The sequence below is a fragment of the Antiquaquibacter soli genome (genome assembly GCF_030580675.1).
Taxonomy (GTDB): domain Bacteria; phylum Actinomycetota; class Actinomycetes; order Actinomycetales; family Microbacteriaceae; genus Rhodoglobus; species Rhodoglobus soli.
On the sequence record NZ_JAUQUB010000001.1, the window covers coordinates 668055 to 684778 of the forward strand.

Annotated in this window: 16 protein-coding genes; 13 read left to right on the forward strand and 3 right to left on the reverse strand. The window is 68.9% G+C overall.

Annotation, left to right across the window (positions count from 1 at the left end; all coding sequences use genetic code 11):
- Window positions 1–2: 2 nt before the first annotated feature.
- From otsA to Q5716_RS03285, 13 genes are all read left to right on the forward strand, one after another.
- Window positions 3–1499 carry an alpha,alpha-trehalose-phosphate synthase (UDP-forming) gene (gene otsA, locus Q5716_RS03225; RefSeq protein WP_305001648.1) on the forward strand — a complete coding sequence of 499 codons (1497 nt, stop codon included), beginning with the start codon at window positions 3–5 and terminating at the stop codon, window positions 1497–1499.
- Window positions 1500–1506: 7 nt separating this feature from the next.
- The gene (gene otsB / locus Q5716_RS03230) at window positions 1507–2319 is read left to right on the forward strand and encodes a trehalose-phosphatase (protein ID WP_305001649.1); all 813 of its coding nucleotides are present in this window, start codon (window positions 1507–1509) and stop codon (window positions 2317–2319) included.
- A gap of 100 nt (window positions 2320–2419) precedes the next feature.
- Window positions 2420–5284 (forward strand): Na+/H+ antiporter subunit A, encoded by a 2865-nt coding sequence (locus Q5716_RS03235; protein ID WP_305001650.1) that lies wholly within the window; start codon window positions 2420–2422, stop codon window positions 5282–5284.
- On the forward strand, window positions 5281–5706 hold the full coding sequence (locus Q5716_RS03240) for a Na(+)/H(+) antiporter subunit C (RefSeq protein WP_434056578.1): 426 nt from the start codon (window positions 5281–5283) through the stop codon (window positions 5704–5706). Before Q5716_RS03235 ends, Q5716_RS03240 begins: the two co-directional genes overlap by 4 nt.
- The gene (locus Q5716_RS03245; protein WP_305001651.1) at window positions 5703–7268 is read left to right on the forward strand and encodes a Na+/H+ antiporter subunit D; all 1566 of its coding nucleotides are present in this window, start codon (window positions 5703–5705) and stop codon (window positions 7266–7268) included. Before Q5716_RS03240 ends, Q5716_RS03245 begins: the two co-directional genes overlap by 4 nt.
- Window positions 7261–7821, forward strand: a complete 561-nt coding sequence (locus Q5716_RS03250) for a Na+/H+ antiporter subunit E (RefSeq protein ID WP_305001652.1) — start codon at window positions 7261–7263, stop codon at window positions 7819–7821. The genes Q5716_RS03245 and Q5716_RS03250 overlap by 8 nt, the downstream gene beginning before the upstream one ends.
- Window positions 7818–8132, forward strand: a complete 315-nt coding sequence (locus Q5716_RS03255) for an MrpF/PhaF family protein (protein WP_305001653.1) — start codon at window positions 7818–7820, stop codon at window positions 8130–8132. The genes Q5716_RS03250 and Q5716_RS03255 overlap by 4 nt, the downstream gene beginning before the upstream one ends.
- Window positions 8129–8494: a monovalent cation/H(+) antiporter subunit G gene (gene mnhG, locus Q5716_RS03260; RefSeq protein ID WP_305001654.1), complete on the forward strand. Its 366-nt coding sequence runs from the start codon at window positions 8129–8131 to the stop codon at window positions 8492–8494. Before Q5716_RS03255 ends, mnhG begins: the two co-directional genes overlap by 4 nt.
- A gap of 69 nt (window positions 8495–8563) precedes the next feature.
- Window positions 8564–10261 (forward strand): dihydroxy-acid dehydratase, encoded by a 1698-nt coding sequence (gene ilvD, locus Q5716_RS03265; protein ID WP_305001655.1) that lies wholly within the window; start codon window positions 8564–8566, stop codon window positions 10259–10261.
- Window positions 10262–10304: 43 nt separating this feature from the next.
- Window positions 10305–12089, forward strand: a complete 1785-nt coding sequence (locus tag Q5716_RS03270) for an acetolactate synthase large subunit (protein WP_305001656.1) — start codon at window positions 10305–10307, stop codon at window positions 12087–12089.
- A 4-nt stretch (window positions 12090–12093) separates the two neighbouring features.
- Window positions 12094–12600: an acetolactate synthase small subunit gene (ilvN, locus tag Q5716_RS03275; protein ID WP_305001657.1), complete on the forward strand. Its 507-nt coding sequence runs from the start codon at window positions 12094–12096 to the stop codon at window positions 12598–12600.
- A gap of 29 nt (window positions 12601–12629) precedes the next feature.
- Window positions 12630–13655 carry a ketol-acid reductoisomerase gene (gene ilvC, locus Q5716_RS03280; RefSeq protein ID WP_305001658.1) on the forward strand — a complete coding sequence of 342 codons (1026 nt, stop codon included), beginning with the start codon at window positions 12630–12632 and terminating at the stop codon, window positions 13653–13655.
- Window positions 13656–13761: 106 nt separating this feature from the next.
- Window positions 13762–14853, forward strand: coding sequence for an LPXTG cell wall anchor domain-containing protein (locus tag Q5716_RS03285; protein ID WP_305001659.1), 1092 nt, complete (start codon window positions 13762–13764; stop codon window positions 14851–14853).
- Window positions 14854–14857: 4 nt separating this feature from the next.
- On the opposite strand, the gene Q5716_RS03290 is transcribed toward Q5716_RS03285, so the two are convergent.
- Genes Q5716_RS03290 through Q5716_RS03300 form a run of 3 tightly spaced genes read right to left on the reverse strand, consistent with a single transcriptional unit; the run spans window position 14858 to window position 16712 of the window.
- On the reverse strand, window positions 14858–15673 hold the full coding sequence (locus Q5716_RS03290; protein ID WP_305001660.1) for an SDR family NAD(P)-dependent oxidoreductase: 816 nt from the start codon (window positions 15671–15673) through the stop codon (window positions 14858–14860).
- The gene (locus tag Q5716_RS03295) at window positions 15670–16287 is read right to left on the reverse strand and encodes an acetoacetate decarboxylase family protein (protein WP_305001661.1); all 618 of its coding nucleotides are present in this window, start codon (window positions 16285–16287) and stop codon (window positions 15670–15672) included. Before Q5716_RS03295 ends, Q5716_RS03290 begins: the two co-directional genes overlap by 4 nt.
- A complete protein-coding gene (locus Q5716_RS03300) occupies window positions 16284–16712 on the reverse strand; it encodes a nitroreductase/quinone reductase family protein (protein ID WP_305001662.1) in 429 nt (142 codons plus the stop codon). Before Q5716_RS03300 ends, Q5716_RS03295 begins: the two co-directional genes overlap by 4 nt.
- Window positions 16713–16724: the final 12 nt, after the last annotated feature.

Sequence of the window (16724 nt, forward strand, 5' to 3'; positions counted from 1 at the left end):
AGATGTCGAACAACGGAACACGTGAATACGACTTCGTCGTGGTGTCGAACCGCCTCCCTGTCGACCGGGTGGTGGCGGCAGACGGCACGGAGAGCTGGGCGACCTCGCCGGGCGGCCTCGTCACCGCGCTCGAACCCGTCATGCGGGCCGCCGACGGTGCGTGGGTGGGGTGGGCCGGCCAGCCCGACCTGAAGCTCTCGCCGTTCGAGAGCGGGGGCATCCACATCGTCCCCGTCGAGCTGAGCGCGCAGGACATCGAGGACTACTACGAGGGCTTCAGCAACGACACACTGTGGCCGCTCTACCACGACGTGATCGCGCCGCCGAGCTACCACCGCGTGTGGTGGGACTCGTATGTCGACGTCAACCGGCGCTTCGCCGAGGCGGCCGCGGCCGTGGCATCCCGCGAGGGCATCGTCTGGGTGCAGGACTACCAGCTCCAGCTGGTGCCGCGCATGCTCCGCGAGATCCGGCCCGACCTCACGATCGGCTTCTTCAACCACATCCCGTTCCCGCCGTACGGGATCTTCTCGCAGCTGCCGTGGCGCACCCAGGTCGTCGAGGGCCTGCTCGGCGCCGACGTCATCGGATTCCAGCGGCAGGCGGATGCCTCGAACTTCTCCCGGGCCGTGCGCCGGCTCACCTCGCACTCCACCCGCAACCCGGTGATCGAGGTCGGGTGGGAGCGCAGCCCCACTCGCCGGGTGATCGCGAAGGCGTTCCCGATCTCGATCGACTCTGCGAGCTTCGAGTCCCTTGCGCGCGAGCCGCGCATCCAGCGTCGCGCCCGTGAGATCCGTGAGGCGCTCGGCAACCCGAAGACGGTCATGCTCGGTGTCGACCGCCTGGACTACACGAAGGGCATCGGCCACCGGCTGAAGGCGTTCGGCGAGCTGCTCGCCGACGGCGAGCTCGCGGTCGAGGACGTCACCCTCGTGCAGGTGGCGAGTCCGAGCCGCGAGCGCGTCGAGGCCTACATGAACCTCCGTGACGAGATCGAGCTCACGGTCGGCCGCATCAACGGCGACTTCGCGACGATGAGTCACCAGCCGATCAGCTACCACCATCAGGGCTATCCCCGCGACGAGATGGCCGCGCTCTACCTCGCTGCCGACGTGCTGCTCGTGACGGCGCTGCGCGACGGCATGAACCTCGTCGCGAAGGAGTACGTAGCATCCCGTTTCGACGAGGACGGCGTGCTCGTGCTGAGCGAGTTCACGGGGGCATCCGACGAGCTCAAGCGCGCGCTGCTCGTCAATCCCCACGACATCGACGGGCTGAAGTCCACGATCCTGCGCGCGATCAGCATGCCGCGGGAGGAGCGCCGATCGCGGATGCGCGCCTTGCGCAAGCGTGTCACCGAGCACGACGTGGCCCGCTGGTCGCAAGCGTTCATCGATACGCTGAGGCAGGCGGCGCACGACAGGTTCGAGCGCACCGCCCCGATGGAGCTGCCCGACGACCTCGAGTGGACCATCGACAGAAGGAAGGCCGACTGAGCTCCACATGGTCGACATCGACACCCCGCCGCGCTACTCCCGGATCCCTGACCCTCTCGTAGGCGCCCTGCGGGAGCTCGCCCGCTCGCGCCGGCTCCTCGTCGCGCTCGACTTCGACGGCACCCTCGCGCCGGAGGTCGACGACCCCGCCCAGGCGCGTGCCCTTCCGGAGGCGCGCGAAGCGGTGCTGCGCCTGCTCCGGATGCCCCGCACTCGTGTTGCCCTCGTCTCGGGTCGCAGCCTCGCGAGCCTCACCGCCGTCGCCGACCTGCCGGACACCGTGCTGCTCGTCGGATCCCACGGCATCGAACTCCGCCTCGACGCGGAGCCGGCGGTGAGCCTCGACACCACGGAGCTGCGGCAGGTCGACGTGCTGAGCACGGTACTCGGCGAGGTCGCCGACGCGGTCGACCAGGTCTGGCTCGAGCCGAAGCCGGCCGGCTTCGCCCTGCACACACGGCTGGCGACCGAGCACAACAGCCGTGTCGCCCACCTCGTCGCCCGCAGCGAGGCGAGCGCGGAGATCGAGGACCTGACGATCCGGGAGGGCAAGAACGTCCTGGAGTTCTCCGTCCGCTCGACGACGAAGGGGGAGGCCGTCGAGCACTTGCGCCGCTACACGGAGGCCGACGCCGTCTTCTACGCGGGTGACGACGTCACCGACGAGGATGCGTTCGCGGCGCTCGGCGCGGACGACGTGGGCCTCAAGAGCGGCGAGGGGGCGACCCTCGCGAACTACCGGCTGCCGGGGCCCACCGAGGTCGCTCGCGCGCTCACCCTGCTCGCGGACCTCCGGGAGGGCGACGTCCACGAGCAGTAGCCCTCGATGGTCGGCAGCGCACCCGTATAATAGGTAGCGCCGCCGCTGCGTTGCCCCGGACTCGAGCCGGAGCATCCAGCCCCGACCGCTGGGAGGACCGATGATCTTCCTGCTCGTCGCGTTCGGCCTCGGCTCCCTCCTCGTGGCCGCACTCACGCGCTGGCTCGGCACTCGGGTCTTCCTCGTCGCGGCGATCGTGCCCACGGCGTCCTTCGCGTGGGCTCTCGCCCAGTCGCCCGCGGTTCTCGGCGGTCGCGTCGTCGAGGAGTCCTTCTCGTGGATCCCGCAGCTCGGCCTCACGCTCGACGTGCGGCTCGACACGCTCTCCTGGGTGATGGCTCTCGTGGTCTCGGGCGTCGGCGCGCTCGTCATGGTCTACTGCGTGCGCTACTTCGGCGACGACGAGCCCTCGCTCGGTCGATTCGCCGGCGTGCTGCTCGCGTTCGCCGGATCGATGTTCGGCCTCGTGGTCGCCGACGACGTCTTCCTCCTGTTCATCCTGTGGGAGGCGACGAGCGTCTTCTCCTACCTGCTCATCGGGCACCGCACGGCGAGCAAGGCCAGCCGCGGAGCGGCCCTGCAGGCGCTTCTCGTGACGACGTTCGGCGGGCTCGTCATGCTCGTCGGCCTCGTCATCCTGTCGGTGAACGCAGGCACGACGAGCCTCTCGGCGATCATCGGGGGCGCCGACGCCGCGCAGCCCGCGACGGTCGTGGCCGTCTTCCTCGTGCTCGTCGGGGCGCTCTCCAAGTCGGCGGTGTTCCCGTTCCACTTCTGGCTGCCGGCGGCGATGGCGGCCCCGACACCAGTGAGCGCCTACCTGCACGCGGCGGCGATGGTGAAGGCCGGCGTGTACCTCATCGCCCGGCTCGCGCCGGGCTTCGCGGATGTGCCGGGGTGGCGCGAGTCGCTCGTCGTGCTCGGCGTTGCGACGATGCTCCTCGGCGGATGGACCGCACTCAAGCAGAACGATCTCAAGCTCGTGCTCGCCTACGGCACGGTAAGCCAGCTCGGGTTCCTCACCGTCGTCATGGGCTTCGGGACTCGGGATGCCGCGCTCGCCGGCCTCGCCCTGCTCCTGGCCCACGCCCTGTACAAGTCGACCCTGTTCCTCGTCGTGGGAATCATCGACCACCGCACCGGCACCCGCGACCTCCGCCGGCTCTCCGGCCTCGGTCGGGAGATGCCCGTCGTCTCGACGGTGACGGCTCTCGCCCTCGCCTCGATGGTCGGGCTCCCGCCCCTGCTGGGCTTCGTCGCCAAGGAGGCGGTGCTCACCTCGCTCCTCGACGGCGCCCTCGAGCTGGGGGCGATCGGGTGGGTCGCGCTCGGGGGCGTCGTGCTCGGGTCGGTGCTGACGGTCGCCTACGCTGGTCGGTTCTTCTGGGGCGCGTTCTGGTCCAAGGCGGGAGTCGATCCGGTGCGGCGAGAGCGGGAGCATCCCGATTTCCTCGTGTCGCCCGTGCTGCTCGCGGCGAGCGGCCTCGCTCTGGGCTTGCTCGCCCCGCTCGTCGACGGATGGCTCGGCGGGTACGCCGCCGAGTTCGGGGAGGTCGAGCATCCGTACCACCTCGCGCTGTGGCACGGGCTGGAGCCCGCTCTCGGCCTCTCCGCACTCACGATCGCGCTCGGCGCCGTGGTCTTCGCGGCGCGCGCCCGGCTCGCCGTGACGCAGGATGCCCTCTCCTTGCGCTTCTCCGCCGCAGAGGGCTACGGCCTGACCATGCGCTCGATCGACCGTCTCGCGGCGCGCACGACGAGCCTCACCCAGCGGGGCTCGCTGCCCTTCTACCTCGGCGTCGTCTTCCTCGTGTTCGGAGGCGCGGTCACCGCCGCTCTCGTGCTCAACCGCTCCTGGCCGAGCGAGGTGCGGCTGTGGGACTACCCGGGCCAACTCGCGATCGGCGCGTTCATGGTCGTCGCGGCGGTCGCCGCCGTGCGAGCGACGAAGCGCTTCCAGGCGGTCGTGCTCGTGGGGATCACCGGGTTCGGGATGTCCGCGCTCTTCGCCCTCCAGGGCGCCCCCGATCTCGCCCTCACCCAGATCCTCGTCGAGGTGGTCACGCTCATCGCCTTCGTGCTCGTGCTGCGCCGACTGCCCGCGCGCCTCGGGGAGAAGCACGGGAGCACGCACCGTCTCGTCCGGGCAGCGATCGGCATCGGCGTCGGCGTGCTCATGGCGGTCGTCGCCGTCGTGTCCCTCGGTGCGCGAAACGACCTGCCGATCTCTCTCGAGTGGCCGGAGCTCGCCTACGAGGGCGCCCACGGCCTCAACGTGGTCAACGTCGCGCTCGTCGATCTCCGCGGGTGGGACACCATGGGGGAGCTCTCGGTCATCATCGCCGCGGCCACGGGCGTCGCGAGCCTCATCTTCATCTCCACGCGCACCGACAACCTGCCGCGGGTGCCGCGCAAGGCCGCTCGCAAGGATCTGCGCGCGCGGCTCACCGCCGACCGGGACCAGCAGGAGCGCACGTCGTGGCTGCTCGCGGGGCGCACACTGGCAGCGCGCAACCGCTCGATCCTGCTCGAGGTCGTCGTGCGGCTCATCTTCCACGCGCTCATCGTCGTCTCGCTGTATGTGCTCCTCGTCGGGCACAACGCGCCCGGCGGTGGTTTCGCCGGCGGACTCGTCGCGGGGATGGCGCTCGTCGCCCGGTATCTCGCGGGGGGACGGGTCGAGCTCGGCGCCGCCGCGCCGATCGACGCGGGCAAGCTCCTCGGCGCGGGCCTGCTCCTCGCCGCGGGAACCGCCCTCACCCCGCTGTTCTTCGGCGTCGACGCCTTGACGTCGACGTGGTTCACGATCGAGCTCGGCCCCCTGGGCAGCCTCGACTTCGTCACCTCGACGGTCTTCGACATCGGCGTCTACCTCGTCGTCATCGGACTCGTGCTCGACGTGCTGCGCAGCCTCGGCGCCGAGGTGGACCGCCAGCAGGAGGAGGAAGCGGGGGTGTCGTCGTGAGCGTCTCCCTCGTCCTCGTCATCGTCATGGCCGTGCTGTACGCGTGCGGCGTCTACCTCATGCTCGAGCGCAGCATGACGAAGGTGCTCCTCGGCTTTCTGCTCGTCGGCAACGCGACGAACCTCCTGATCATCACGATGGCCGGGAAGGCGGGGCTCGCGCCGATCGTCTCCGAGGGAGTCGCGCCGGAGGAGATGACCGACCCGCTGCCCGAGGCGCTCATCCTCACCGCGATCGTCATCACGTTCGGTGTCTCCGCGTTCCTCCTCGCCCTCATCTATCGCTCATGGCGGCTCGGCAAGGAGGACAGCCTCGGCGACGACGCCGACGACGTGGCGATGCGCGGGGGCGCCGTCACGATGCAGGGCGAGGACACGGATGCTCTTCCCGGCGACACCGAGTTCGAGGAGCGCCCGTCGTGACCGCCCTCGTCCCCCTCGTCGTCCTCATCCCGCTGCTCGGCGCGGCGACCGCGCTCACCCTCGGTCGTCGGCCCCGCGCGCAGCGGATCGTGACGGTGCTGTCGCTCACCGTGGTGCTCGCCATCGGCGCCGTGCTCGTCTGGGCTGTGGACACGCAGGGCGCGCTCGTCATGGAGGTGGGCGGCTGGGCGGCGCCGTTCGGAATCGTCCTCGTCGTCGATCGGCTCTCGGCTCTCATGATCGTCGTCTCGGCTCTCGTGCTGCTCGCCGTGCTCGTGTTCTCGATCGGCCAGGGTCTGGCCGATGGTGACGAGGAGACGCCGGTGTCGATCTACTTCCCGACCTACCAGATCCTCGCCGCGGGCGTCTTCACGGCCTTCGTCGCGGGCGACCTCTTCAACCTCTACGTGGGCTTCGAGATCCTGCTGGTGTCGAGCTACGTGCTCATCACCCTCGGGGGCACCGAGCCCCGCATCCGCGCGGGCGTGACGTACATCGTCGTGAGCCTCGTCTCGTCGATGATCTTCCTCGCCTCGATCGCCATGATCTACGGCGCGGTGGGCACGGTCAACATCGCGCAGATCTCGGTGCGGATGGCGGAGATTCCCGTCGACGTGCAGATCATCCTGCACATCATGCTGCTCGTGGCCTTCGGCATCAAAGCCGCGGTCTTCCCGCTCTCGTTCTGGCTGCCGGACTCCTACCCCACGGCGCCTGCCCCGGTCACGGCGGTCTTCGCGGGCCTGCTCACCAAGGTCGGCGTGTATGCGATCATCCGCACCGAGACGGTGATCTTCCCCGGAACCGAGCTCAATCCGGCGCTGATGATCGTCGCGCTCCTGACCATGGTCGTCGGCGTGCTCGGTGCAGTCTCGCAAGCCGACATCAAGCGGATGCTCTCCTTCACGCTCGTGAGCCACATCGGCTACATGATCCTGGGCGTCTCCCTCGGCTCCGCGATTGGCACGGCGGCGGCGATCTACTACATCGTCCACCACATCATCGTCCAGACGACCCTCTTTCTGGCCGCCGGGCTCATCGAGCGCCAGGGCGGCACGACGTCGATCACGAAGCTCGGAGGGCTTCTGAAGGCCTCGCCGGTGATCGCGGTTCTGTTCTTCATCCCCGCCCTGAACCTGGGGGGCATCCCCCCGTTCTCTGGCTTCATCGGCAAGGTCGCGCTCTTCCAGGCCAGTGCGGAGCAGGGCACGGCGCTCGCCTTCGTGCTGATCGGCGCCGGAGCGCTCGTCTCGCTCCTCACGCTCTATGCGCTCATCCGCGTCTGGAACATGGCCTTCTGGCGTCCCGCCGAGGACGTGGAGGGCTACGAGTCGACGATGCTCGACAACGTGTCGGAGGCTCCGGGCCGCACCGCGGTGAAGGAGAAGCGCGCCATCCCGCGGCTCATGACCGCAGCGACCGCGGGGATGGTCGCCGCCTCGGTCGCCCTCACCGTCTTCGCCGGCCCGCTCTACGACGTGAGCGCCCGCGCCGGCGACAACCTCGAGGGGCCGGGGCAGTACGTCGAGCTGGTCTTCCCGAACGGGGGAGCCGATGACTGAGCTCCGCGGTTCCGAAGTGCGCAAGCGCATCGGCTGGCGCCTCTGGCAGCAGCTCCCCCTGCTCGTCGCGCTCGTCGTGCTCTGGATGCTCCTGTGGGGCACCGTCAGCTGGATCAGCGTCCTGAGCGGAGTCGTGGTCGCGATCGCCGTGACCCGCGTCTTCTACCTCCCGCCGGTGGAGCTCTCGGGCCGACTCAACCCGTTCTGGCTCCTCGTCTTCCTCTGCCGGTTCTTCTTCGATGTCGTCGTTGCCTCGTTCCAGGTCGCGGGCCAAGCGTTCCGCCCGCGCGGTGTGCGATCGAACGCCGTCATCGCGGTGGACCTCGTCACGGTGTCGGACTTCATCACGACCCTCACCGCGATCACCATCTCGCTCATCCCTGGTTCGCTCGTGCTCGAGGTGGACCGCGACCGCTCGATCCTCTACCTTCACGCGATCGGCGTCGAGAGCGTCGAGGAGGCCGAGCGGGTCCGGTCGAAGGTGCTCAGTGTCGAGCGTGCGATCGTTCGGGCCATCGGCTCGGCCGACGATGTGGAGAGGACGCGCGCATGATCGTCGAGTCCGTGCTGCACTGGATGGCGGGAGGCCTGTTCACGGCGGCCGCGGCGCTCGCCCTCGTGCGCGTCGTACGGGGGCCGAGCATCCTCGACCGCATGATCGCGTCCGATGTGCTGCTCACGACGCTCATCCTCGTCGTCGGCGCGGAGATGGTCGTCAACGGGCACACCCGCACGGTGCCGCTGATGCTCGTGCTCTCGGGCGTCGCGATCTTCGCGACCGTCGCGGTGGCCCGGTACGTCTCCAAGCAGGACCGCGGGGACGGCTCGACCGACTCCGCCCGATCGCCGGGGGAGGAGCCATGACGCTCGACGACTGGCTCGACCTCGCCGCTGCCCTGCTTCTCGTGCTCGGCGGATTCCTCTCGCTCGCGGCCGGCGTCGGTCTGCTGCGGTTCCCGGATGCTCTCAGCCGCCTGCACGCGGCGACCAAACCCCAGGTACTCGGTCTCATCTTCATCCTCGCGGCCATCGCCCTTGAGGCGCGGAGCTGGTCGACGCTCCTCGTGCTCGCGCCGGTGCTCGTCTTCCAGATGCTCACGGCGCCGATCTCGGCGCACATGGTCGGTCGGGCGGGCTACCGCACCGGCAACTTCCGCGAGGATCTGCTCGTCACGGATGAGCTCGACGAGGCCATCGAGCGGGCGTCGAAGGAGACGGGGCCGTAACGGGCGACCCGGTTGACCCCTCTCTTCCGCCCGCGCGAGTGCCTCCCGCGGAAGCGGTACCCTCGTAACATGCCGGAAACGCCCGATATCAAGCCGCGCTCCCGCACGGTCACCGATGGAATCGAAGCCACCACCTCCCGCGGAATGCTCCGTGCCGTCGGCATGGGCGACGCGGACTGGGAGAAGCCCCAGATCGGTATTGCGAGCTCGTGGAACGAGATCACTCCGTGCAACCTGAGCCTCGACCGGCTCGCGCAGGCGGCGAAGGAGGGCGTCCACTCCGGCGGCGGCTATCCGCTCCAGTTCGGCACCGTCTCCGTCTCCGACGGCATCTCGATGGGCCACGAGGGGATGCACTTCTCCCTCGTCTCCCGCGAGGTCATCGCCGACTCCGTCGAGGTCGTCATGCAGGCGGAGCGCCTCGACGGCTCGGTGCTCCTCGCCGGCTGCGACAAGTCGATCCCCGGCATGCTCATGGCGGCGGCCCGTCTCGACCTGGCCTCGGTGTTCCTCTACGCCGGCTCGATCGCTCCGGGCTGGGTGAAGCTCTCCGACGGCACGGAGAAGGACATCACCATCATCGACTCGTTCGAGGCGGTCGGCGCGGTGAAGGCCGGCAAGATGAGCCTCGAGGACGCCAAGCGCATCGAGTGCGCGTTCGCCCCCGGCGAGGGCGCCTGCGGCGGCATGTACACCGCCAACACGATGGCGTCGGTCGCGGAGGCGCTCGGGCTGTCGCTTCCGGGATCGGCGAGCCCGGCATCCGCCGACCGCCGCCGCGACTACTTCGCCCACCGATCGGGAGAGGCTGTGGTCGGGATGCTCGAGCGCGGTCACACCGTGCGCGACATCCTCACGAAGGAGGCGTTCGAGAACGCCATTGCCGTGGGCATGGCGCTCGGCGGCTCGACCAACATCGTGCTCCACCTCCTGGCGATCGCGCACGAGGCGGAGGTCGAGCTCACCCTCGACGACTTCAACCGCATCGGCTCGAAGGTGCCGCACATCGGCGACCTGAAGCCCTTCGGCAAGTACGTCATGAACGACGTCGACCGGCACGGCGGCATCCCGGTGCTCATGAAGGCGCTCCTGGACGCGGGTCTCATCCACGGCGACTGCCTCACGGTCACCGGCAAGACTGTCGCGGAGAACCTCGCCGAGCTGAACCCCGACCCGCTCGACGGCCAGGTGCTCCGCACGCTCGACAACCCGATCCACAAGACGGGCGGTCTGACGATCCTCCACGGCTCCCTCGCCCCCGAGGGCGCGGTCGTGAAGACGGCGGGCTTCGACGCCGAGGTCTTCGAGGGCCCGGCCCGCGTCTTCGAGCGCGAGCGCGCCGCCCTGGATGCTCTGACCGAGGGCACCATCAACCCGGGAGAGGTCGTCGTCATCCGCTACGAGGGGCCGAAGGGCGGCCCGGGCATGCGCGAGATGCTGGCCATCACCGCTGCCATCAAGGGCGCAGGCCTCGGTAAAGATGTACTACTCTTGACGGACGGACGATTCTCAGGCGGCACAACCGGCCTGTGCATCGGCCACATAGCTCCCGAAGCGGTAGACGCAGGTCCTATCGCCTTCGTGCGCGATGGTGATCTCATACGGGTCGATATCGCAGCTCGCTCCCTCGACCTACTTGTCGAGCCAGCAGAGCTGGAAGCCCGCCGCAACGGCTGGGCTCCGCTTCCTCCGCGCTATACCCGTGGCGTTCTCGCGAAGTACTCGCGTCTGGTGCACTCCGCCGCAGAGGGTGCCGTGACGGGGTAGCTCCGCGCTCTCCTCACCATTTCCAGTACTAAGGACAACTTGCATGTCAAGCGACCAGGCCCCGAGGCCCAAGTCGACCGCGCCCGAGATCCTCACCGGGTCGGGCGCGATCCTCAAGTCCCTCGAGCACCTCGGCATCACTGACGTCTTCGGCCTCCCCGGCGGCGCCATCATGCCCTTCTACGACGAGCTCATGGCCTCGACGGCCATCCGCCACATCCTCGTCCGCCACGAGCAGGGCGCCGGCCACGCGGCCGAGGGCTACGCCGCCGCCTCCGGCAAGGTCGGCGTCGCCATCGCGACGAGCGGCCCCGGCGCGACGAACCTCGTGACGGCGATCGCCGATGCCCACATGGACTCGGTACCGCTGCTGGCGATCACCGGCCAGGTGTTCTCGACGTCGATGGGCACGGACGCGTTCCAGGAGGTCGACATCGTCGGCATCACGATGCCGATCACGAAGCACTCGTTCCTCGTGAGCCGCCCCGAGGACGTCCCGGCCACGCTCGCCGCGGCGTACCACATCGCGACGACCGGCCGACCGGGTCCGGTGCTCGTGGACGTCACCAAGGACGCCCAGCAGAAGACGGCGCCCTTCATCTGGCCGCCCAAGGTCGATCTGCCCGGCTACCGACCCGTCATCAAGGCGCACGGCAAGCAGGTTCAGGCGGCGGCCCAGTTGCTCGTCGAGGCCGAGAAGCCGGTGTTCTACGTCGGTGGCGGAGTCATCCGTGCCGAGGCGTCGGCGGAGCTGCTCGAACTCGCCACCCGCGTGGGCGCGCCGATCGTCACGACGCTCATGGCCCGGGGTGCCTTCCCCGACTCGAACCCGCTGCACCTCGGCATGCCGGGCATGCACGGCTCGGTTCCCGCGGTGCTCTCGCTCCAGGAGTCCGACCTCATCATCTCGCTCGGAGCGCGCTTCGACGACCGCGTCACGGGCAAGCCGAGCGAGTTCGCCCCGCACGCGAAGATCGTGCACGTCGACATCGACCCCGCTGAGATCGGCAAGATCCGGGCCGCGGATGTCCCGATCGTTGGCGACGCGAAGGACGTGATCGTCGACCTGACCGCGGCGTTCGCCGAGGCATCCCGCGACCACAAGCCGGACTACTCGGCATGGTGGAAGCGGCTCGACACCCTCCGCAAGCAGTATCCGCTCGGCTACACGATGCCCGACGACGGGCTGCTGTCGCCGCAGAAGATCATCGAGCGCATCGGCGAGCTCTCCGGCCCCGAGGCGATCTACGCGGCCGGCGTCGGTCAGCACCAGATGTGGGCGGCGCAGTTCATCAAGTACGAGCGCCCGCACGCGTGGCTGAACTCCGGCGGCGCCGGGACCATGGGCTACTCGGTGCCCGCGGCGATGGGTGCGAAGGTCGCCCAGCCCGACCGCGTGGTGTGGTCGATCGACGGCGACGGCTGCTTCCAGATGACCAATCAGGAGCTCGCCACCTGCACGATCAACAACATCCCGATCAAGGTCGCGATCATCAACAACTCGTCGCTCGGCATGGTGCGCCAGTGGCAGACGCTGTTCTACGACGGCCGCCACTCGTTCACCGACCTCAACACGGGCCACGACACGATGATGATCCCCGACTTCGTCAAGCTCGCCGAGGCGTACGGCTGCCTCGCGATCCGCGTGACGAAGGAGGAAGAAGTCGATGCCGCGATCACGCTCGCCCTCGAGACGAACGACCGCCCCGTGGTCATCGACTTCGTCGTGAGCCGCGACGCGATGGTCTGGCCGATGGTTCCGCAGGGCGTCGGCAACTCGAGCGTCCAGTACGCCCGCGACCACGCCCCCGAGTGGGAAGAGGAGTAAGCCCGTGAGCCACGTCCTGTCCCTCCTCGTCGAGGACAAGCCCGGTCTGCTGACCCGAGTCGCCGGGCTCTTCGCCCGCCGCGGTTTCAACATCGAGTCTCTCGCCGTCGGCAAGAGCGAGATCGAGGGCCTCTCCCGCATCACCGTCGTGGTGGACGTGGAGGAGCTCCCGCTCGAGCAGGTCACGAAGCAGCTGAACAAGCTGATCAACGTGATCAAGATCGTCGAGCTCGATCCGGCGACATCCGTCACCCGCGAGCACCTGCTCATCAAGGTGAAGGTCGACAACACCACCCGATCGCAGATCCTCGAGGCCGTGAACCTCTTCCGCGCGCGCGTGGTGGATGTCGCGACCGACGCCCTCGTCATCGAGACCACCGGTGACTCGGGCAAGATCCAGGCCTTCCTCCGCGTCCTCGAGCCGTACGGCATCAAGGAGATCGCGCAGTCGGGACTGCTCGCTATCGGCCGCGGCTCCAAGTCGATCACCGAGCGCGTCTTCAAGAACTAGAACACCCTCAAGAAAAGGAAACGAAAACAGTGGCAGAACTCCTGTATGACAAGGACGCCGACCTCTCGCTCATCCAGGGCAAGAAGGTCGCCATCGTCGGGTACGGCTCGCAGGGCCACGCCCATGCGCAGAACCTGCGGGACTCGGGCGTCGAGGTCGCGATCGCGCTCAAGGATGACTCGAAGTCCATCCCGAAGGCCAAGGAGGACGGCTTCGAGGTGCTCTCCGTCGCCGACGCCACGAAGTGGGCCGACGTCATCATGATGCTTGCGCCGGACCAGCACCAGCGCGGCATCTACAACGACTCGATCAAGCCGAACCTCACCGCGGGCAAGACCCTCGCCTTCGCGCACGGCTTCAACATCCGCTTCGGCTACATCGAGGCTCCCGAGGGTGTCGACGTGATCCTCGTCGCCCCGAAGGCGCCGGGTCACACGGTGCGCCGCGAGTACGTCGCGGGCCGGGGCATCCCGGACATCATCGCCGTCGAGCGCGACGCCTCGGGCCACGCCTGGGACCTCGCCCTCTCGTACGCGAAGGCGATCGGCGGTACGCGCGCGGGAGTCATCAAGACGACCTTCACGGAGGAGACCGAGACCGACCTGTTCGGCGAGCAGTCCGTGCTGTGCGGCGGCACGTCGCAGCTCGTCCAGTACGGCTTCGAGACGCTCGTCGAGGCCGGCTACCAGCCCGAGATCGCCTACTTCGAGGTGCTGCACGAGCTCAAGCTCATCGTCGACCTCATGTGGGAGGGCGGCATCGCCAAGCAGCGCTGGAGCGTCTCCGACACGGCCGAGTACGGCGACTACGTCTCTGGACCGCGCGTCATCGACCCGCACGTCAAGGAGAACATGAAGGCCGTGCTCGCCGACATCCAGTCGGGTGCGTTCGCCAAGCGCTTCATCGACGACCAGGATGCCGGTGCTCCCGAGTTCAAGGCCCTGCGCGCCAAGGGCGAGCAGCACCCGATCGAGGCGACGGGCAAGGAGCTCCGCGCCCTCTTCGCGTGGAAGCAGCAGGACGAGGACTACGTCGACGGCTCGGCCGCTCGCTAGTCCGACCCAGTCAGAAGGGCGTCGGGGCTTCGGCTCCGGCGCCCTTCGTCGTTTGGGCCCGGCTCCCGCTCGATAGGCTGAGCGAACCCGATCGAAGGATGACCCGATGCGCCCGAATCTCCTCCGCCGCGCCGCCGCGACTACCGCGGTCGCCGTCGTTCTCGTCTCCGTCACCGCGATGCCGGCCTCGGCCGACCCGTGGGATGGCAACGCGATCGACTTCGGTCTGGGCAAGTGGTACCCCACGGTGAACCCCTTCGCCCTGGAAGACGTCGACCTCCGCTACCCCAACAGCTCCCTCGAGGTCACCGACCTGTGGGACGGCATGGGGTCCCAGCGCATCACGGCGACCGCCTCGAACATCGACGACGTACCGCTGGACTGCGGCAGTGCGGCCGACATGGATGTCTCGGTCGACTCCGAGACCGGCGACCTCGTGCTCCAGTGCTCGGTGTACCCGCTCGCCTTCGCCGAGGCGCACCTCTTCGTCACGGCGCAGATCCGGATCTACGCGGCCAGCGACCTCATCCGGGTCTCCTCGATCCTGAGCAACATCGGCGAGTCGGCTGTCACGGTCGACGCCGTCACGTTCGATACGAACTTCGGCAGCGACGGCGAGCTCTGGGGATACCAGGGTCAGAGCGACTCGGTGCTTCCCGTCCCGGCGGCGGAGGACGAGGCGAGTCGAGCCGCGCTGGTGGGCGCGGGCGCCCAGTGGGCGGTCCACTACCAGGAGTACGACGCTCCGGGCGGGATCGCGTGGGGGGCTGCAGGCGCGAGCACGCCGAGCGGGCTCAGCGATCTCGACGGAGACGACTACGAGGTGACGGTGGCGCCGTTCTCGATCCCACGAGGCGAGTCGCGGGCCGTCGCCTACTTCGCGCTGTGGAATCCGCAGACCCTCATCGACCTGGATTACACGCAGAACGACAACCTGAGCCAGGTGGCGGCCGCTGACGCGCTCGTCACGGCGATGAGCGAGTTCGACTCGTTCGACGGACGCCTGACCGACGGGCTCGAAGGTCTCGACGTCGTGAACTGGGGGAGCATCCCCGGCGACGCGGAGGAGCCTCCGGCGGCGCCCCAGCTCGCTGCGACAGGGGCTGACTCAGCGACGGGAGCCCTCGCGGCGCTCGTGCTCGCCGTGCTCGGTGCTGGCGCGCTCATCGCCGCTCGGCGTCGGGCGACCTCCCGCTAGTGGGTCAGTCGCCGAGTACGTCCTTGGCATAGGCGTCGCGGACGGCGGGGTCGCCGCCGAGACCGATGTTGTCGCTGCCGGCCCGGTCGTCAATCCAGTCCTGCCACGAGAACGGCAGCAGCTTGGAGATGCGCAGCACCGGACCCAGCCCGCGCGGCACGACGACCCAGAATCGCCCGCGCTCGATGGCCCGAACCGTTGCGCGGCTCACGTCGGCGGCCGACACGGCACCCGTGAGCCGCGGAGGAGTGATGCCCGCACCCATGGCGGTCGTCACGAGGTTGGGCATGACGACTGTCACGCGCACCCCCGTCTTCCGCAGCTCGCGGCGCAGGGCGTCGCTGAAGGCGATCACCGCCGCCTTCGTGCCCGAGTAGACGGCGACGCCGGCGAGAGGCTTGATGCCCGTGGCACTCGCCATGTTCACGAGAGTGCCGCGCCCGCGAGCGACCATGCGCGGAACGACGAGGGCGCTCGCCGTCACGACAGCCGCATAGTTGATCGCGATGATGCGCTGCTGCGCGTCACCCGCCTGTCCGACGAACGGCCCCGTCGGCATGATCCCGGCGTTGTTGATCCAGAGGTCGATGGGGCCGATCTCGGTCTCGATGCGCTCGATCGCCTCAGCGAGGAGTGCAGCATCCGTCACGTCCAGCCGGATCGGGGTCGCGGCTTGCCCGAGTTCCGTCGCCGTGGCCGTCGTCGCGGCGAGGTCGAGGTCGCCGATGACGACTCGGTAGCCCTCGGTGATGAGGTCCTGCGCAAGCTGGCGTCCGATGCCGCGGGCGGCGCCCGTGATGACGGCGAGAGGAGGGGTCATCGCTGCACGTCCATTCCGAAGATGATCGAGGCGTCGCGGATGGCGGCGCTGAAGAAGGGGGAGCGCCCCGCGAGAAAGCCCAGCGGCCCGGCGGGGTCGAAGGTCCAGGATGCCTCGAGCGCGCACACCCGACCGACGGCGTAGTTGCGCGACACCGTCCGTCGGCCCTCCAGGGTCTGCAGTGTCGTGAGCGGGAGCTGCGTCATCCCGGGCAGGATGCGGCGGCCGTAGCTTGCGTCGATGGAAGCCGTGGTTCCCATCGACATCTGCACTCTGCCCGGTCTCTCGCTGCGAGTGAAGTCGGCGAGCTCTTTCGGGATGCCCCACAGCTCGCGCCCGCCGGCACGGGACTCGGGGCTGTCCACCCAGATAAGCGGGATCGTGATGCGGGGGCCCGGGAGGCTGGGCAGGGCGACGAGTAACTCGTCGTACTGCAGGACTCCGCCCGCGACGTATCGCACGAAAGCGACCCCGACGATGGCATGACTACCCCACCGCACGGGGCGACGACCGTCAGGCAGTCGGGCGTGCGGCACCTCTTTCGTCGGCACCCGGAACGCGGAGACGAGCAGCTCGCCCCCGAGGTACCAGGGTTCCGGCGGGTAGGTCGTCATCGCGCCTCGAATACGACGAGGGGGATCTCGCGCGCGGTCTTGAGCTGGTAGCCGCCGTAGTGCGGGTGCCGCTCGACGACCCGCTCCCACACGTCGAGGCGCTCGGCATCCTCAAGGATGCGGGCGCGTTTCGGTTCGGGCGATCCGCCGCGAACCGAGACGAGCACATCGGGGTTGGCCTCGAGGTTCAGGAACCATGCCGGATGCGCGTCATCGCCCCCTCGCGACGCCACGACCACGTAGTCGCCGTTCACGCGCAGGGGAGAGGTGAGCAGGATGACCCGGGGCTCGCCGCTGCGTCGCCCGGTCGTGGTGACCTCGAGAACGGGCATCCCCCTCAGGTCCCAGCCGAATCGGCCCCCGGTCAGGGCGATCGCGACGCGGTTGGCGGCCTGCATGGCCTTCATGGAGAACGTGCTCGGCATGATCCGAGGCTA